The sequence below is a fragment of the Anaeromassilibacillus sp. D41t1_190614_C2 genome, assembly GCF_015558525.1.
Classification (GTDB): domain Bacteria; phylum Bacillota; class Clostridia; order Oscillospirales; family Acutalibacteraceae; genus Anaeromassilibacillus; species Anaeromassilibacillus stercoravium.
Window position 1 is genome coordinate 47,774 of sequence record NZ_JADMOD010000001.1, and the last position, 17,514, is coordinate 65,287.

At 53.9% G+C, this 17,514-nt stretch carries 15 protein-coding genes; 10 read left to right on the forward strand and 5 right to left on the reverse strand.

From position 1 onward, the window contains the following. Positions 1-111: 111 nt before the first annotated feature. Positions 112-1,125 (forward strand): hypothetical protein, encoded by a 1,014-nt coding sequence (locus I2G69_RS00225; protein WP_195559996.1) that lies wholly within the window; start codon positions 112-114, stop codon positions 1,123-1,125. A gap of 230 nt (positions 1,126-1,355) precedes the next feature. Here I2G69_RS00225 and eutH read toward each other — a convergent pair whose 3' ends face one another. The 4 genes from eutH to I2G69_RS00245 form a co-directional block, all read right to left on the reverse strand. After that, on the reverse strand, positions 1,356-2,468 hold the full coding sequence (gene eutH / locus I2G69_RS00230; RefSeq protein ID WP_195559997.1) for an ethanolamine utilization protein EutH: 1,113 nt from the start codon (positions 2,466-2,468) through the stop codon (positions 1,356-1,358). Between the two features lie 4 nt (positions 2,469-2,472). Continuing rightward, positions 2,473-4,263, reverse strand: a complete 1,791-nt coding sequence (locus I2G69_RS00235; RefSeq protein ID WP_195559998.1) for an aminopeptidase P family N-terminal domain-containing protein — start codon at positions 4,261-4,263, stop codon at positions 2,473-2,475. A gap of 226 nt (positions 4,264-4,489) precedes the next feature. Then, on the reverse strand, positions 4,490-4,822 hold the full coding sequence (locus tag I2G69_RS00240) for a hypothetical protein (RefSeq protein WP_195450389.1): 333 nt from the start codon (positions 4,820-4,822) through the stop codon (positions 4,490-4,492). Further along, a complete protein-coding gene (locus tag I2G69_RS00245; protein WP_191395435.1) occupies positions 4,819-4,998 on the reverse strand; it encodes a YlcI/YnfO family protein in 180 nt (59 codons plus the stop codon). Before I2G69_RS00245 ends, I2G69_RS00240 begins: the two co-directional genes overlap by 4 nt. A gap of 296 nt (positions 4,999-5,294) precedes the next feature. Between I2G69_RS00245 and I2G69_RS00250 the strand changes: the two genes are divergently transcribed. Then, positions 5,295-6,248: a hypothetical protein gene (locus I2G69_RS00250; protein WP_191395434.1), complete on the forward strand. Its 954-nt coding sequence runs from the start codon at positions 5,295-5,297 to the stop codon at positions 6,246-6,248. A 24-nt stretch (positions 6,249-6,272) separates the two neighbouring features. Here I2G69_RS00250 and I2G69_RS00255 read toward each other — a convergent pair whose 3' ends face one another. After that, on the reverse strand, positions 6,273-6,770 hold the full coding sequence (locus I2G69_RS00255; RefSeq protein WP_191448351.1) for a hypothetical protein: 498 nt from the start codon (positions 6,768-6,770) through the stop codon (positions 6,273-6,275). Positions 6,771-7,070: 300 nt separating this feature from the next. Between I2G69_RS00255 and secA the strand changes: the two genes are divergently transcribed. The 8 genes from secA (at position 7,071) to I2G69_RS00295 (ending at position 17,497) form a co-directional block, all read left to right on the forward strand. Next, positions 7,071-9,824 (forward strand): preprotein translocase subunit SecA, encoded by a 2,754-nt coding sequence (gene secA / locus I2G69_RS00260; RefSeq protein WP_191362735.1) that lies wholly within the window; start codon positions 7,071-7,073, stop codon positions 9,822-9,824. A gap of 313 nt (positions 9,825-10,137) precedes the next feature. Further along, positions 10,138-11,043, forward strand: coding sequence for a phosphate ABC transporter substrate-binding protein (locus I2G69_RS00265; protein ID WP_087229762.1), 906 nt, complete (start codon positions 10,138-10,140; stop codon positions 11,041-11,043). Positions 11,044-11,167: 124 nt separating this feature from the next. After that, positions 11,168-12,526 carry a phosphate ABC transporter permease subunit PstC gene (pstC, locus tag I2G69_RS00270; protein WP_087230285.1) on the forward strand — a complete coding sequence of 453 codons (1,359 nt, stop codon included), beginning with the start codon at positions 11,168-11,170 and terminating at the stop codon, positions 12,524-12,526. Next, positions 12,516-13,388: a phosphate ABC transporter permease PstA gene (gene pstA / locus I2G69_RS00275; protein ID WP_087229765.1), complete on the forward strand. Its 873-nt coding sequence runs from the start codon at positions 12,516-12,518 to the stop codon at positions 13,386-13,388. Before pstC ends, pstA begins: the two co-directional genes overlap by 11 nt. A 15-nt stretch (positions 13,389-13,403) precedes the next feature. Then, a complete protein-coding gene (pstB, locus tag I2G69_RS00280; protein ID WP_087230288.1) occupies positions 13,404-14,162 on the forward strand; it encodes a phosphate ABC transporter ATP-binding protein PstB in 759 nt (252 codons plus the stop codon). Between the two features lie 86 nt (positions 14,163-14,248). Next, entirely contained in the window at positions 14,249-14,914 is a 666-nt protein-coding gene (gene phoU / locus I2G69_RS00285) for a phosphate signaling complex protein PhoU (protein ID WP_087229768.1), read from the forward strand. Positions 14,915-15,001: 87 nt separating this feature from the next. Further along, positions 15,002-15,688 (forward strand): response regulator transcription factor, encoded by a 687-nt coding sequence (locus tag I2G69_RS00290; protein ID WP_087229771.1) that lies wholly within the window; start codon positions 15,002-15,004, stop codon positions 15,686-15,688. A gap of 75 nt (positions 15,689-15,763) precedes the next feature. Next, complete coding sequence (locus tag I2G69_RS00295; protein WP_087229774.1) at positions 15,764-17,497, forward strand: ATP-binding protein; 1,734 nt, start codon at positions 15,764-15,766, stop codon at positions 17,495-17,497. The last annotated feature ends 17 nt before the right edge of the window (positions 17,498-17,514 follow it).

Sequence of the window (17,514 nt, forward strand, 5' to 3'; positions counted from 1 at the left end):
GCAGTCTTCGAAGCCGGACGGTTTCCGCTTGAAAGGCGCCATGTGGACAGGTGTCAACGGCTATGCTACAATGAACGCACAGACAATCGAATTCTGCTGGGAGATAGGAGAATGGATTTTCGAACCTTAGAAGAAGCCCATCAAACATGGCAAGAGATTCGGGTGATTGGAAGAACCATCGAACGCAAGGGTAAAAAATATCACATCGTTGGCATGACCCTGGCGGACGAAGCAAAGCTCTATATCTTGGAACCATATGAGGAATCCGAACATGGGCGGCGTCGGAGAAAGGGAATCCGGAATCATAGAAGAATCCTCAAGGAGCAGGGAAACCCGGATGTTTGCTATTTGCACTGTAGCGACATCTATTTGGGCAAGGAGCGGTTACAGGTGCAAGGGGGCTCGAGCGGCCCTTTGATGGATTCTTTCCTGGATTACGGCAATGTCCAACTCTTCCTTGCTATGATGAGCGCCGGCTGGGTGGTCCCCGAATGGCTCAAGCACATGGCATGGGAGCGTTTGCAGCTGGTCACCCTGGAGATTGCGGATCGGCAGACGTTGCCAAACGTTTCCGAGAAAACGCCGGTCACCATCCGGCACAGGCCGGACCCCATCCAGCATATCCTGGAAAAAACCGTCACGTTAACGGTGGGGAAAAGCCGCTCGTTCCGTTTCTTGGACCATTCCGGAGATTCAGTAGCGTGTTATATCAATCGTGTTACGTTGATCGATGTATGGAACGAGTTGGAAGAACAATTCAACCATCCGCGATATACGGAGGGCCTTTCACCGGAACAATTGCGGCAGGTCAAACGCAATTGCTTTGAAGCCTTGGAACAAAGCTGTCCAAAGGGAATGTGTTATGTCGGGATTGAATACGAATGCAGCAAGGATATGAGTCTGCAATTCTATTCCAAGGAATATTTGAGATCCCGCCCGGAAGAACACAGGGGGAGTTCTGCTTTGCTGGGGATGAGATTAAAACCGGATCGGGCAACGGGAACGCACGGCCTTCCGCTCCGGGGGAGTGTGATCGAGACAGCGGTCCCGCCGGACACCGTAAAGGTTCCTGCGGAGTTGTTTTTTGCCTTTGAAAAAGTCGAAGAATGGGAGGAACAGGTATAGGGATGTTCCATTCCTGGCCACTATAAAAATAGGCATCCCGTTCTCTTTTGGTAAGACCAGGCAATGGAGTTATATCCGGGAAAAGGAAACAGATAAAAACCGGCGGCCAGCCCCAAACGGGACTGGCCGCTGTCTTTATGCTGGAACTTGTATGCAAGGAACCTCCTGCCAGAAACGATCAAAACCTGGAGGGTTGCCCATAGGATGGCTGATGAGCCGCCAATGGAACGTCATTTGCAAACCGGCGTCGCTTCCGTGGCTCTTTCTGCTGGAAGCTCGTCCCCTTTTGTAAAATGCATGGCCAACCATACCGCCAATATGCCGCCCACCAGCTTACAGGCCACATAAGCGGCCACCACGTTTCCCGTGGATACGCTGGAGACAAACGCCAATTGCCCGCCGAAGACAAACGCGCCCGTTGCGGCGAATGCAGCGTTTGCGGCTTTCCCGCGTGGGTCCATCCGGCTGTACAGCGGCAGCATGGAGAGGCTGGACGCAACGCTGACAAACAAGCCGGCGACCGCGTACCGGTTCATCCCCAAGCGGCCCGCCAGCTTGTCCACGATCCCGCCGCAGTGGGCCAGAAGCAGCCCGCAGGCGACGGTCGATCCGCAAACCACGACCGTGCATTTCAAGGCGATGGTCAGCGCTTCAAAGACGAGCGTGTCCGGGACCATCGACCATTCGGGCACGAATACGCCCGCCACCACAATGCAGAAGAGCACGATGCCCGCAGCGCGGACGAACAGTCCAAGCCCAGAGAGGACCCGGATACAGGCGCGCGGGGCAAACCGCAGCGCCAGGCAGAGGATCGCGCAGAGAAGCAGCACCGGCCATAGGTTGGCGAGCAGCGAGGGGACTGGCAATCCGGCCAGCAGCCCGCCCACGGCAAGGGCGGCGGGCATGGCCACAATCCCCCAGAGGATGCCCCGCATAAAGCCTCCCACTTCGTGGCTTTCCAAGCTTCCCAGGGAGGTGGGCAGGACAAAGCTGATGAGGCAGCCGAGCAAAGAGGAGAGCATCGCCCCGGAATAGGCAGCCAGCGCGGGGGACGCCGCAAGCTGGCTGGCGATCGGATAGCCGCCCAAGTCCGGTGCAAGCAGCGCGCCTGCCAGGAGGGAGGGGTCGAACGGGAGGACGCTTCCCCAGGCGGAGAGGACCTCCGGATGGGACCCCAGCGCGGCCACCGCCACGCAGTACACGCCGGACATGGAAAGGCAGAGCGGGCCCATGGCGGCCAGACCGCGGTCGAATTCTTCGGCAACCCCCAGTTTGCCGCCGGTGATCTTATCGACTGCGCCCAGAAGGGCAAAAAGGAGCAGGATTGCAATCAGTGCATTCATGTGCTTACCGGGTGAGCGGCGCGCAGGCGGCCTTTAGCCATTCCCGCTCCCGGTCGTTCAGGGAATTTTCCAGGGTCCGGTATACGGTCTGATGGAAATTGTTCAGCCATGTCAGTTCTGCATCGTCCAGCAGTTCCACCTTGACCGGGCGGGTATCGATCGGACAATACGTGATCGGTTCAAAGCAGAGGAATCGGCCATACTCTGTGGTGTCCCACTCCTTGCAGACCAGCTCGTTCTCAATGCGGATGCCGATTTTCCCTTCCTCATAAACGCCGGGCTCGTCCGTGATGGTCATGCCGGGCTGGAAAACAGCGTGGTTGTTTGTGCGCAGGTTTTGCGGGCCCTCATGTACGCCGCCGACAAAGCCAACGCCGTGGCCGGTGCCGCAGCGGTAGTCGATCCCGTGCTGCCACAGGGGGCTGCGCGCGATAATATCCAGGTTGCCGCCGGTGCAGCCCTCCAGGAAGATCACCTTGGCGATGTCAATGTGGCATTTGAGCACCCAGGTGTAGTAGGTCTTTTCCTCGTCGGTCAGCTCTCCCAACGAATAGGTGCGCGTGATGTCCGTCGTGCCGTCCAGATATTGGCCGCCGGAATCCACCAGCAGGAACCCGTGAGGCTCCAGCGTGGCGCAGGTCTCCGGGACAGCGTGGTAATGCATCATCGCGGCATTGGCGCCATAGGCGGGGATGGTGTCAAAGCTTTCTCCCAGGCAGAGCGGCTGCTCCCGGCGCAGGGTGGCAAGCATCTCCGTTACGTCGCATTCGGTTACGGCTTCCCCGCGCGCCATCTTGTCCTCCAAGGCCATCTGGAAGCGCACCATGGCAACGCCGTCTTTCACATGGGCGTTCTTGATGTTTTCAATCTCGACCTCATTCTTAACGCCCTTGAGCTGCTGAACCGGTTCCTCACCCGCCAGAAGGGTGACGTTCGGGTTCGCTTTCCAGGCGTTGTACAGGGTATAGTTCAACCCGTCGGGCTCATAGAGCGCGGTCACCATTTGGTCAATCGCGGCGATGGCGTTTGCAACGTCCTCATACGCGGCAGTTTGCACTCCTTCTTTGGCCAGCGCATCCTGGGCCTCCTGCGGCAGGCGGCTCCGGTTGATAAACAGCGTGGCGCTGTCCGGCAGGACCAGGCAGTAGGCCATGGCGACCGGCGTGCAGGCGATGTCGTCCGCGCGCAGGTTCAGAAGCCAGGCGACGCTGTCCAGGCGGGAAACCAGCATGGCATTTGCGCCCTTTTCCTGGAGTTTTTCGCGGAGCTGGGCCAGCTTTTCCGCCGCGGTTTTGCCCGCGTATTTCACATCGAGCAGCCACGCGGGGGTTGCAGGCGCAGCCGGACGGCCCTCCCACAGCGGTGTGACGAAGTCGATATCGCGGATCGAAATATGCTTCTTTTCAAACGCTTTGTTCAGTTTTTCGACGGTCGATGTGGCGGTCACCATGCCGTCCACACCCATCACGCCGTTTTCCGGAAGCGTGTCTGCTAGCCATGCGGGGATTTCCGGCGTGCCCTTCTGCGCGATGCGCATCAGTTCGATGCCGCTGCCTGCAAGCTGGCGTTCCGCCTGGATGAAATAGCGGCCGTCCACCCAAAGCGCGGCGGCGTCCGCTGTGACGGCCAACGTGCCGACCGAGCCGTTAAAGCCGGAGAACCAGCTTCGCGCTTGGTAAGAATCGGGCAAATATTCGCTCATATGGGGATCGGAGGACGGGATTAAAAAGCCGTCGACCCCTGCTTCCTTCATTGCAGCGCGCAGGGCCGCAATGCGTTCTGGGACTGTTTTCATGGGAACTCCCTCTTTCCATATAAAATAAAGTGTAATTTGGTTTTATCCATTTTCCCTTCCCCATTCTATCCTCTCATCGTGCATTATGCAAGAGGGGAAACTACTTGTGGAAGAAAACGCCCATACCGGCGCAGGCATGGGCGTTCGAAAGAGCCGTTTCTGTGGGATGGAAAACGGGCAAAAGAAAAGCCGCCCGAAGGCGGCTAAGGAGGAATAAACAAATGAATTAGGAGGCTGTGCGCTTTTTGCGCTTCCGGCCCCGGCGCGGTTTTGGCGGGGCGTCCTCCTGGGATTCCACTTCGGCGGTCGTTTCCGAGGGTTGCACGCAGGCGGGGAGGTAGTCCGGCGGGGCTTTGGCAAGGTCCGTCAGGACGAGGCCGTCCAGGGAGACCTCGAAGAACCACGCGAGCTTGAGCAATATAAGAAGAGGCGGCAGGGTACGGCCGGTCTCATAATAGGTATAGGAAGAGCGCTCCACGTTTAACCAGAGTGCAACCTGCCATTGGGGGAAATGAAAGGCCTTGCGCAGGAAGCGGAGGTTTTGCGAAAGATAGATCATTTTGAATCGGCCTCCCGGGTTTCTTCCAGGGCCACGCGGACCGCCTCGACGACAAATGCAGAGAAGGTGCAGTTTGTCCCCTTGATCTCTTCTTCCACTTGTTCGATCAGATTGTTTGGAAATCGGATGCTTTTGTTTGTAGTGGATGGAATGGAGGGAATTTGAAACCGTTTCATGCACAGGACTCCCACGGCGCAATTGTTTATAAGAATATTATGCAATGGAAATGAGGGATTGTATGCATCACAATTGTGCTACAGGATGTGCGACAAATGTATTACATTTTCGGCAATGGGGATTCATTCACAATGGAATAGAGTCCCCCACAAAAATTTTTACTTGACAATCGGTGAAAGTTGTTTACACGAAATTGACAGAGTTGAAATTCTAATTTATAATTTAATTAGAGAATGTTTGAAATCTTTTGGCACCCTTTGGCAAAGTCTATATTTGGAAAGGCAGGGAGATTAGGATGAAACAAAAACGGTTTTTTATTGGCGTGGCCATGGCATTTCTTGTGGGCGTGATGGCGGCCTTTCCGCTGTTCCATGACTCCCAGGAACCTTTTTCCGGAGAAATGCCCAGAGACAAGGATATTGAACAGCAATCGGACGAAGCGCCCAGTGCCCTTTTGAAAATCACGCAAATGTCGGAGCCGGTGCTTCTGGGCAAAACCGGACAAGCCGCTGGCGAGGTAGCATACTCCTTTTCTGTAGAGCCTTTGACGAGTGGGATCAAACATATTTCTTTTCTTTCCGGAAACCCGGATGTCAAATTTGTGGAGTATGTTCTCCTGCCGGAGGATGATTCGGACAATGTAGAAGAGGGCTTTGCAGAAAACCGCGTGCTCCGGCAGAGTACATCCCAGCAGCTTTCCCCGGATGGGACCATTCCCTGCAATGCAACAAAATGGTTGGAAACCCCGGTGGAAAGAGAGGTTGCCGGCGGGGAGGAAGTGGAAATCCATTTGGAGTTCCCGGTGAAACTGTTGCCGGAAGAAGGCGTCCGGCCGGAAGGGTCAAATGCATGGGGAATGGACGGCTTTTCCCTTTATGCGTTGCTGACGGACGGGCAGGGGCAACAGGCGTTGCAGGAGATTCGTTTTGAAAAGCAGGACGGCATGTCCCTGGAGGCATCCGTTTTCAGCCGGGATTTGGAAGATGTGGCGGAAATCGAAACCCCTTCGGAGGTCATCACGAAGGAGCTGCACGGCTATCGGTATATCTATTCTTCCCCGGAAAAGGTGGAACCGGTCTATCATTGCACCCACATGGATTCCGCAACGGGAACCGTTTTGGAAGGCGATTTGACGCTATCGCATATCACGCAAATGGGGGATGCGGTTTACGCATATTACGACGGGACGGTTACGGGCGTCAAAGAAGGGAATGCGTTTTCGGAGCTTCCACATGGACAAAGCGTATAGTTTTTACTCGATGAAGGCCGCTTCCTAAAGAATTGTATCATTGTGGATGAAAAAGCCTGTCCTGCAAAAGAGCAGGGCAGGCTTTTTGACCTTACGTATTTGGAAAGCTGTTTTCATAGAAATCCAAAAAATGGACACTTGCATGCATTCCTCCCGCAGGGTTTCATCCTCTGTGGGAATCTGCGCGCCATAGGTTTTGCATGGTTCCCAATTTGAAGGGGTGAAGGGTTCCAAATCGAATTGTTCCTGAATGGCGGCGATGCCCGTCTGAAAATCCATGGTGGCTTCCGCAAAGGCGGCGTCCGGGTCTTCAAAGACCGGCATGCCTTTGGAATTGACCCCCATTGCATAGGCAGGTTTTCCCGCGAGAAAATCGGGAACCTGTTCTTCAGAAATCGGACTTATCCCATTTCCATAGAGATCCTCCATCCGGTTTTGATGAAAAACCAAGGCGAGCGCAGCAGCAGATACGATCAAGATGCTCAGGATAAAACAAACCCATCGGTTTCGGTGCTTTTTCATAGTCGCATCACATTCTCCAGTAATTGTTTCATCATACGATGTTGTTAACAAGAAACATAGGATTCACGATCATAATAGAATAAAAGGAAGATAAAAGCAATATCAAGAAACGCTTTCAAGCAAGCGCAGACGCCTGGAATCTTTTCTTTAAACGTGTTTCCGCAAAATCCCTGTCAATTCTTTGGTCACAATTCACGATTTGTTCTTTCCTTTTCCCCGTACCTATGGTATAATAACACCCGTATGCTCAATACTGAGATGAATAATCGGTTTTTTATAACCATTTTGAGGTGAACGTTCATGGGTAATATTCTCAAAGCCTTCTTTGGCAACTACAGCAAGCGCGAGTTAAAGCGCATCCAGCCCCTTTGCGACAAAGTGCTCGCACTTGAAGAAAAATACAAAGCGCTGAGCGACGAGGATTTGCAGGCGCAGACCCCTGCTTTAAAGGAACGCTTGGCCAACGGCGAAACGTTGGACGACATCCTGCCAGACGCATTTGCCGTCTGCCGCGAGGCTTCTGCCCGCGTGCTGCAGATGCGCCACTTTCCGGTGCAGATCATCGGCGGCATCGTGCTCCATCAGGGCCGCATCGCCGAGATGAAGACCGGTGAAGGTAAAACGCTTGTGGCGACGCTCCCCGCGTATTTGAATGGCTTGGCAGGCAAGGGCGTCCACGTGGTTACCGTCAACGACTATTTGGCCCGCCGCGACTCCGAATGGATGGGCAAGCTGTACCGCTTCCTTGGGCTGTCGGTCGGCTTGATTGCCCACGATATGGACAATGCTTCCCGCCAGAGGGCTTACAATGCCGACATTACCTATGGTACGAACAACGAGTTCGGCTTCGACTACCTGCGCGACAACATGGTCATCTATAAGGAAAACAAAGTGCAGCGCGGGCACAATTTCGCCATCGTCGACGAGGTTGACTCCATCCTCATCGACGAAGCGCGTACCCCGTTGATTATTTCCGGCCAGGGGGACAAGTCCACCGAGCTGTATAACATTGCGGATGCATTTGCGCAGACGCTCCATATGGTCAAGGTCGCCGACCTGGATACCAAAGAGGACAACGACGAGCTCTATAAAGACGCGGACTATATTGTCAACGAAAAGGCCAAGACCGCAACGCTGACCCCGTCCGGCGTAAAGAAGGCAGAAGCGTATTTTAATGTAGAAAACTTGACCGACGCAGACAACATCACCCTTCAGCACCACATCAACCAGGCGATCAAAGCGCGCGGCGTGATGACGCGCGACATCGATTATGTGGTCAAAGACGGGGAAGTCATCATTGTCGATGAATTTACGGGCCGCTTGATGTATGGCCGCCGCTACAACGAGGGCCTGCACCAGGCGATCGAGGCCAAGGAAGGCGTCAAGGTTGCGCGCGAGAGCAAGACGCTCGCCACCATCACCTTCCAGAACTTCTTCCGCCTCTATACAAAGCTCTCCGGTATGACCGGTACGGCAATGACGGAAGAGGACGAATTCCGTGAGATCTATAAGCTCGACGTCATTGAGATCCCCACCAACCGCCCGATGATCCGCCAGGATCTGCCGGACGTCGTCTATAAGACGGAGCAGGGCAAGTTCAATGCGGTCATCGATGACATCGTCGAGCACCACGAAAAGGGCCAGCCGGTGCTGGTCGGCACAATCTCCATCGAAAAGTCCGAGCGGTTGAGCCAATTGCTCAAACGCCGCGGCGTCAAGCACGTGGTCTTGAACGCAAAGTACCACGATAAGGAAGCGGAGATCGTCGCACAGGCCGGTAAAAAGGGCGCGGTGACCATCGCCACCAACATGGCCGGCCGTGGTACGGACATCATGCTGGGCGGCAACGCCGAGTATATGGCGAAAGCGGAAATGCGCCGTATGCAGTACCCGGAGGAGCTCATCAGCGAGGCGGATGCGCATTCGGATACCGATAATGAAGAGATTTTGGAGGCGCGCAAGACCTTCCAGGAGCTCAACAACAAATATAAAGAAGAAACGAAAGGCGAGGCCGACGAGGTCCGCGAGGCGGGCGGCCTGTATATCATCGGTACGGAGCGCCATGAATCCCGCCGTATCGACAACCAGCTGCGCGGCCGTGCCGGCCGTCAGGGCGATCCGGGCATGAGCCGGTTCTATATCTCCCTGGAGGACGACCTGATGCGTCTGTTCGGCGGCGAGCGCATTACGCAGATGATGAATACGCTCAAGGTCGATGAAAATACGCCGATTGAGGCGGGCATGCTGACCAAGACCATCGAGGGCGCCCAGAAGAAGATCGAGGGCCGCAACTTTGGCATCCGTAAGAACGTCTTGCAGTACGACGACGTCATGAGCCGCCAGCGTGAGATCGTCTATGGCCAGCGCGACCAGGTGCTCAACGGCGAGGATCTGCGCGACCAGATTGTCAAGATGATCGAGCAGGCGATCGAGGCGCAGGTGGACAAATATTTGCCCGCTGCAACCCTGCGCGACGACTGGGATTTGAACGGCTTGCGCGAGCATTATATGGGCTGGCTGATCGGCCCGGACGATTTGCAGTATGACGAGACCGAGATGGAGAAGCTGGAACCCGGCTTTGTGAAAGATGAACTCACAAAGAAGGCCATGGAACAGTACGAAGCGCGTGAGCAGGCGTATGGCGACAAGGTCATGCGCGAGTTGGAGCGCGTCATCCTTCTCAAGAACGTGGACCGCGAGTGGATGGACCACATCGACGCGATGGAAGAGCTGCAGAAGGGTATCCGCCTGCGCGCCTATGCCCAGCGTGACCCGGTTGTGGAATACCGTCTGGAAGGCTTCGATATGTTCGACGAGATGATCGCGACCATCCGCGAGAACACCGCCCGCATGATGCTCACCGTGCAGCTGCGCACGCAGGAGGAGCCGAAGCGTGAGCAGGTGGCGAAGCCCACTGCAACCAGCGCCGACGGCACCGATACCGCCCAGCCTGTGCGCAAGGGCAAGAAGATCGGCCCGAACGATCCCTGCCCCTGCGGGAGCGGCAAGAAGTTTAAGAAGTGCACCTGCGCAGAATACCATCCTCAGAATTGATGGATTAAGTTAAGCGCGTTTAACCGTTTTGTAAAAAGAAATGGCATAGTTACCCCTTGGAATAACCGGTGGTTCCGGGATTCCAAGGGGATTTTTTTATGCCAAGAACGGAGAGAATCGGTCATTTTTCACACATAAATAGAGGGATTTTTCAAGCAATTGGACAGGACGACCACTGGTTAAATCATGGCTCAAAAATGCATATTAATTTTATTTTGATCTAAACTAAGCTTAACCTGTTTTTAACATTCCGCCGATAGAATAAGCTCGTACTTAAAGAAACCATGAAGAAAAATGTAAGGAGCAATGAAACATGAAAAAAGTTCTTTCGATTCTAATGGTACTGGCTATGATGTGCACGAGTATGGCGTTCGTTGGATGCAGCTCTGCGGTAGAGGGACAGTCTGAGACTCCGTCTTCCCAGGCAGCGGACAATGCGGCGGGCGACGATGCGGAAGCACCTTCCTCTGAGGAAGCGACCACAGAATTGAGCGGCGACCTCACGCTGAATGGTTCCACCTCGATGGCGAAGGTTTGCCAGGCACTTGGCGAAGCATTTATGGCGAAATATCCGGATGTGACCGTGACGAAGAGCGGCAATGGTTCCGGCGATGCACCGGAAGCTGTTAACTCCGGCACAGCCCTGATCGGCGACCTGTCCAGAAACCTGAAGGATGAAGAAAACCCGGATCAGTTTGAAATCAACCAGATCGCAATCGACGGCATCGCGATTGCAGTTAACAAGGATAACCCGGTCACCGAGTTGACCAGCGAGCAGATTACGCAGATCTTCACCGGCGAAATCACCAACTGGAAAGATCTCGGCGGCAATGACCAGGCGATCACCGTGATCGGCCGTGAAGCGGCTTCCGGCACGAGAGACGGTTTCGAATCCATCTTTGGTTGCGAAGGCAACTGCAAATATGCAGCGGAAGTTACTTCCACCGGTGAGGTTGTCTCCAAGGTCGGTTCTGACCCGTCTGCAATCGGCTACGTTTCCCTCGACTCTGTAAACGATTCCATCACGGCTTGCAAGGTTGACGGTGTAGAAGCTACAGAGGAAAACATCATTGATGGTTCCTACAAGGCACAGCGTCCGTTCATCCAGATCTATAAGAAGGGCTCTGACAGCGAGCTGATTAAAGCTTGGTTTGACTTTGTATACTCCGACGAAGGACAGCAGATCATTTCGGATGTAGGGCTTGTACCGGCACAATAAAAAATAGCCCCGGAGCGCTTGCTCCGTATGAAATGCTCCGGCGCTCGGTTTGGGTGCCGAAGCATTTTGCTGCATCCAAAGGAGTTTGACAAATGGGGCTCAATGAAGAATGGAGGACCTGCTGATGCAGACATCTTTGACTGATGAACATGTTGAACAAAAGCGAGCGATTGCCAACCGGGTCAAAACGATTGTGGCGATTGCCTTGAGTGCGGTGATCATTGTTTCTTTCTTTTTTCCTTACATTCGGTTTGTATTTCGAGATACATCCTATCCGTTGACCGGTTTGCAGCTAGCTACGGTCCGTGGTATGATGGTTTACGGGCCGCAGATGAGCGGATTGGTAACAATCCCTTTACTTACCCGCATTGCAGTCATCGCGGGCGTGGTGTTAGCGTTAGCTGGCATTGTGCTTCTTTTGGTTAGAAAGCCGGTTTGGGCTGGCGTTGCTTATATCCTTGCCGGCGTCACGCCCCTGGTTTCCCTGATTACAACTTCGAATATTCAAACCGCGGTTACTTCCCTGAATATTAGTGAGATCGAAATTCAGTACCTTTGGCCTTTCCTCTGTACATTAGCGTTTGGTATCGCTGGTGCCATTCTGTCCCTTTGGACCCAAGGCACAGAACGCTTGGCGCAGTCGATTTTTAAGGTGTTTTCCTGTGTGTCCGTGGGGTCGGTGGCAGTCATCACCATCTATATCATTGTTTCCGGCGCCCCAGCGTTGGCAGAAATCGGCGTGGGCAATTTCCTGTTTGGTACGGAATGGGAAGCAAGTTCAGAAATTTTTGGGATCTTGCCCATGATTCTCTCGTCGATTGTGGGCACGATAGGCGCCATCATCATCGGTGTGCCGGTCGGCCTGCTGACGGCGATCTTCCTTTCGGAGACGGCAAACCCGATCTTGGCAAAAATTGTGCGCCCGGCAGTCGAGCTTTTGGCGGGCATCCCTTCTGTAATTTATGGCTTCTTCGGTATGTTGGTGATTGTGCCGGCAATCCGTACGTTCCCGCCCTTCCAGGGGCATACAACGGGCGACAGCCTGTTGGCGGCCATTATCATTTTGGCGATTATGGTCCTCCCAACCATCGTCAATGTTTCGGAGACAGCTTTGCGCGCGGTTCCGGTTTCTTACCGGGAGGCGTCCTTGGCTTTGGGTGCTACGCCGACCACGACGATCTTTAAAGTGACTGTCCCGGCGGCAAAATCCGGTATCCTCTCCGGCGTGATCCTGGGTGTAGGCCGTGCGATCGGCGAAACCATGGCGGTCATTATGGTGGCGGGCAATGTGCCCAATATGCCGCGCCTGTTGGGCTCGGTACGCTTCCTGACCACGGGCATTGCGATGGAGATGAGCTATTCGACCGGTCTGCACCGTCAGGCGCTGTTTGCAATCGGCCTGGTGCTCTTTGTCTTCATCATGATTGTCAATATCAGCTTTACGTATATCTCCAAGAAGGGAGTGCAGATGGATGCCAACTAATTCACTTTATTGCAAGCACAGCCGCCCCAAAGACACTTTTTTGAAGGTCCTGATCAATTTGGCGGCAGGGATTACGGTTGTCGTCCTGGTTGGGATTCTGGGATATATCCTGGTGAATGGCGTCCCTTACATCACCTGGCAGTTTATCTCCACACCGTATTCGGAAATGAACCCGGATCAAAAGGGTATTTTGCCGATGATTATCAATACCCTGTACATTGTTGTGATTACGCTGCTGATCGCAGTTCCAATCGGCATTTCTTCTGCAATTTATCTAACCCAGTATGCCAAGCAGGGCAGGCTTGTCCGGTCCATCCGTTTTACAACGGAAGTGCTTTCCGGTATCCCATCGATCATTTTTGGCCTGTTTGGTTACACCGTGTTTTGTATTCTATTCCGTTTGCAGGTGTCCATCTTGGCGGGCTGCCTTACGATGGCGATCTGTATCCTTCCGACCATCGTGCGCACAACAGAGGAATCTTTGCTGTCGGTGCCGACTAGCTATAAGGAAGGGGCCCTGGCGCTTGGCGCAGGGAAATTGCGTGTGATCTTGGGAATTGTGCTCCCTTGCGCAATGCCGGGCGTATTGACGGCGGTCATCCTGGCTGTCGGGCGCATTGTGGGCGAAAGTGCCGCTTTGCTGTTTACCTCGGGTATCGGCTATAGCATGCCGAGAGGGTTCTTCCGCCAGATTATGACAAGCGGCCGGACACTGACATTGCACTTGTATCAGACAGCACGCGAGGCTTCTACACCGGATGCGATGAATATTGCATTTGGCACCGCAGCGGTGTTGCTGATTTTGGTATTCCTTCTAAATTGTTTGACAAAAGTAGTTACCAAAGCTGTAAAGAAGGGTTGAGAACATACAATGGAAATGGGAAATAGTAAAATTGTAATGAAGGATCTAAACCTCTACTATGGGGACTTTCATGCACTGAAAGGGATCAATATGGAAATTCCAGCCAATAAAGTTACCGCGTTTATCGGACCTTCCGGCTGCGGAAAATCCACTTGCTTGAAGACGTTAAACCGGATGAACGATCTGGTGGATAATTGCAAAATCACTGGTTTGGTGACCTTGGATGGGGAAGATATTTATGACCCGCGTACGGACGTGACCTTGTTGCGCCGCAGGGCCGGTATGGTATTCCAAAAGCCGAATCCATTCCCGATGACGGTATACGACAACATCGCCTATGGGCCGCGCGTCCATGGGATCAAGAACCGTCAGAAGCTCGATGAAATTGTGGAGACATCCCTGAGGAGCGCCGCTCTGTGGGATGAGGTAAAGGACCGCCTAAAGAAGTCCGCGCTCGGCTTGTCCGGCGGCCAGCAGCAGCGCCTGTGCATTGCGCGTGCTCTGGCGGTGGAGCCGGATGTCATCCTGATGGACGAACCGACCAGCGCCCTGGACCCGATTTCTACTTCTAAGATTGAAGATTTGATGGATGACTTGCGCGACCGGTATACGGTGGTCATTGTTACGCATAATATGCAGCAGGCAGCCCGTATTGCCGACCGCACGGCGTTTTTCCTCTTAGGGGAACTGGTGGAATATTCCGATACGCTGTCCATGTTCAATAAGCCTAAGGACGAACGGACAGAGCGCTATATCACCGGCCGTTTCGGTTAATTCTTCTTCCATTTTCAGCGGATTTGCTGTATAATATCTAAATAAGGCAAATTTATTGTGTATTATAAACGTAGGAGATTGGAATTATGGCAAGAAAACTATTTGACCGTGAGATTAACGATCTGATCCACTCGATGACTGAATTAGGGAACAAGGTGGACGGGCGCATTCAGATGACGATCGATGCCCTGCGTACGCTCGATATGGAAAAGGCGAAATATGTGGCGACTAGCGACGGTGAGATCGACGGCGAAGAGCATAAGATTGAGCAGATGTGCATGAATCTGATTGCGTTGCAGCAGCCGATCGCCAGCGACCTGCGTACGATTGCGGCCTGTTTGAAGATTTTGACCGATATGGAGCGTGAGGCTGACCAGTGCGCAGATATTTGCGACATTCTCACCATCGCTGAGCTTGACCGGAGCAGTTTGGCGCTGTCCCATGTGGTACAGATGATGGAAGCGGCGCATGATATGTTCCGCGGCGCATTGGATGTATTCCTGAGCCGTGACGTGGAGAAGGCGCGGGAAATCTGCAAGGCGGACGACAATGTGGATTCCATGTTTTCCAAGATTGTCCTGGAAGTTTGCGGGATCATCACGGAGAACCCGCAGAATGTTATGTGTGACGTCGATTTGATCTTCATTACGAAGTATGCGGAGCGTATGGCAGACCATGCGACCAATATCGCGGAGTGGGTCATCTATATGGAGACTGGCGTGCATCCGGACCTCAATACAAAAGTCGTTTGAGTTCGCTTGCAGGGCGGCAGGGCATCCCCTGGCCGCCCCATACATAGTTGTTGTGCGGAAGCGCGCAGAGAAAGAGAGGGGCATTTTATGCCTTTGGTATATATTGCAGACGACGAACCAAATATTCGCCGCCTGGTTGCGTTTGGCTTAAAGGACAGCGGCTTCGAATCCGCTGAGTTTGCAGATGGGGAGACGCTTTTGGCCGGGATAAAGGCGCGGAAGCCGGATGTTATTATCCTGGACTGGATGATGCCTCCGCCGGATGGTTTGGCAGTGTGCCGTACGCTGCGGTCCGATGCAGATACACGGGATATCCCGATCCTGATGCTGACGGCGCGCGGGGAAGAGATTGACAAGGTGTTGGGCTTAGAGCTCGGCGCGGACGATTATATCGTCAAGCCGTTTGGGATCAAAGAGCTTTGCGCACGTGTGCGGGCGGTTCTGCGCCGGACGGCGCGTTCCCAGGAGCCGGAGCAGAAGTTGGAAGCCGGCACGCTGCAAGTGGACATCGCGCGCCATACGGTTACAAAGAATGGAACAAAAATCGAATTAACTGCCAAAGAGTTTGACCTGCTGGCAATGTTGATGAAAAACCGTGGGAAAGTGCTCACACGCGACAGCCTGCTGGATAAAGTTTGGGGTGTGGAATATTTTGGAGACACCCGTACCGTGGATGTGCATGTGCGCTATTTGCGGCAAAAAGTAGAAGATGACCCGGATCATCCGGTCTTAATCCAGACGGTGCGCGGCGTTGGGTACCGGTTTTCCGAATAAAATTGTTGGCATGCCTTTTGGGGTGTGCCACTTTTTTTACATCGTATTTATCTGACAAGCAGAGGGGACAGCAAAATGAAAAAGCGGATGATGCTGTGCAACATCATCATAATTGTCGTAGGCTTTGTAGCCGCCTTTTTGACAGCCACATTGCTAGTACAAAATCAATACGAGCGGGAGTTCACCAGGCAATTGGATACCGCGCTGGCGGTGCTTTCTACACAGATAGAGGATTTGGAAGATCCGGAAAAAGAAGCTTCTGCTTTGGGGGAAGCGCTGCAAGAGGCGGGGTTGCCCATCCGCATCACCATCCTGGATGAGGAAGGAAACGTCCTGGGGGATAGCGAGGGGCGGGAGATCACAGAAAACCACGCAGACCGCCCGGAGATCCTACAGGCGCGTGAAGAGGGTGTTGGGTATGATATGCGAAAGAGCAACAGCGTGGGAACACAATATTACTATGAGGCGCGGCACGTAGGGCAATATTATTTGCGTGCGGCGTTGCCTACAGGCGCGCTGGAGGAGACAATCCAGCAGATGTGGATGGATGCAGGGCTCGGTATGCTGTTTGGTATTGTGATGGTGTGTATGGCGTCGAGCATTTTTGTCACGTGGATCAGCGAACCAGTCAAACGGATGAGCGTTGCAGCACGCCGCTTGGCGGACGGCGAATTTTCCATCCGGGTGGAAGGGAAATTTAGCTATGAATTTGCAGAGCTGGCCCAGGCGTTTAATCAGATGGCAGACAGCACGGAACACGCGGTGAGCCTTCTCAAGACAAAGCAGGAACAGTTGGAAGGGGTCCTCCAGGGGATGAATGACGGGGTTCTTGCAGTAGACGAGGGCGGGGAAGTGCTCTTCCTCAACCAGAGCGCACGCAAGTTGCTCCACTGCCCGTCGATGCAGGTCGGGGACCATCTGGAAGGTAGCCTTCTGCTGACAAAAGTTTCCGCCCTGCTGCAAGAAACGATCTGTGCCGGAAAACCGATCAATGACGAATGGATCAATTTGCCGGAGGATAAGCGGTATACCGTTTATGCAGCGCCGATGGAGGCGCGGCCCACAGGTTCGGCATTGGTGGTCCTTTCCGATGTGACGCGCATGCGGAAAATGGAGCAGATGCGCAGTGAGTTTGTCTCCAATGTCACCCATGAACTCAAAACGCCGCTGACCTCGATCCGCGGCAGCATCGAGCTTCTGAAGAGCGCGGACCGCGATGAGGAAACACGCCGGTATTTTTATGATGTATTGGATATTGAGACAGACCGCCTGACCCATTTAATTGACGACCTCTTGGTGCTCTCCCAGATCGAGAACGCCAAGGACGACCCCTCCATGCGCCCTTGCAATGTGAAAGAGGCGCTGGAAGCCTGTGTGGAGCGCGCAAAGTCGCTCGGCCAGGAGAACCATGTCCGCATGCATATCGATGCCGATCCGGAGCTCTATGTGGCTTGTACGCCGACACGCTTACAGCAGCTCTTTGGGAACCTGATCGACAATGCGGTCAAATACAACGTCAAGGACGGCAGCGTGTTCATCACGGCGCAGCGCCAGCGTCAGACCGCTGTGGTGCGGGTGAAGGACACAGGGATTGGCATTGCGAAAGAGCATTTCCCGCGCTTATTCGAACGTTTTTACCGCGTGGATACCAGCCGTTCCAGGGAGATCGGCGGCACGGGCTTGGGCCTTTCCATTGTCAAGCATTTGGTAGCGCTGTACGGCGGGGAAATTGGGGTGGAGAGCGAGCCCGGAAAGGGGACTGCCTTCACGATTTGCTTGCCGTTAGCACCAAAAGAAAAGGAAAAATAAGGAGTGTGTGGTGATAT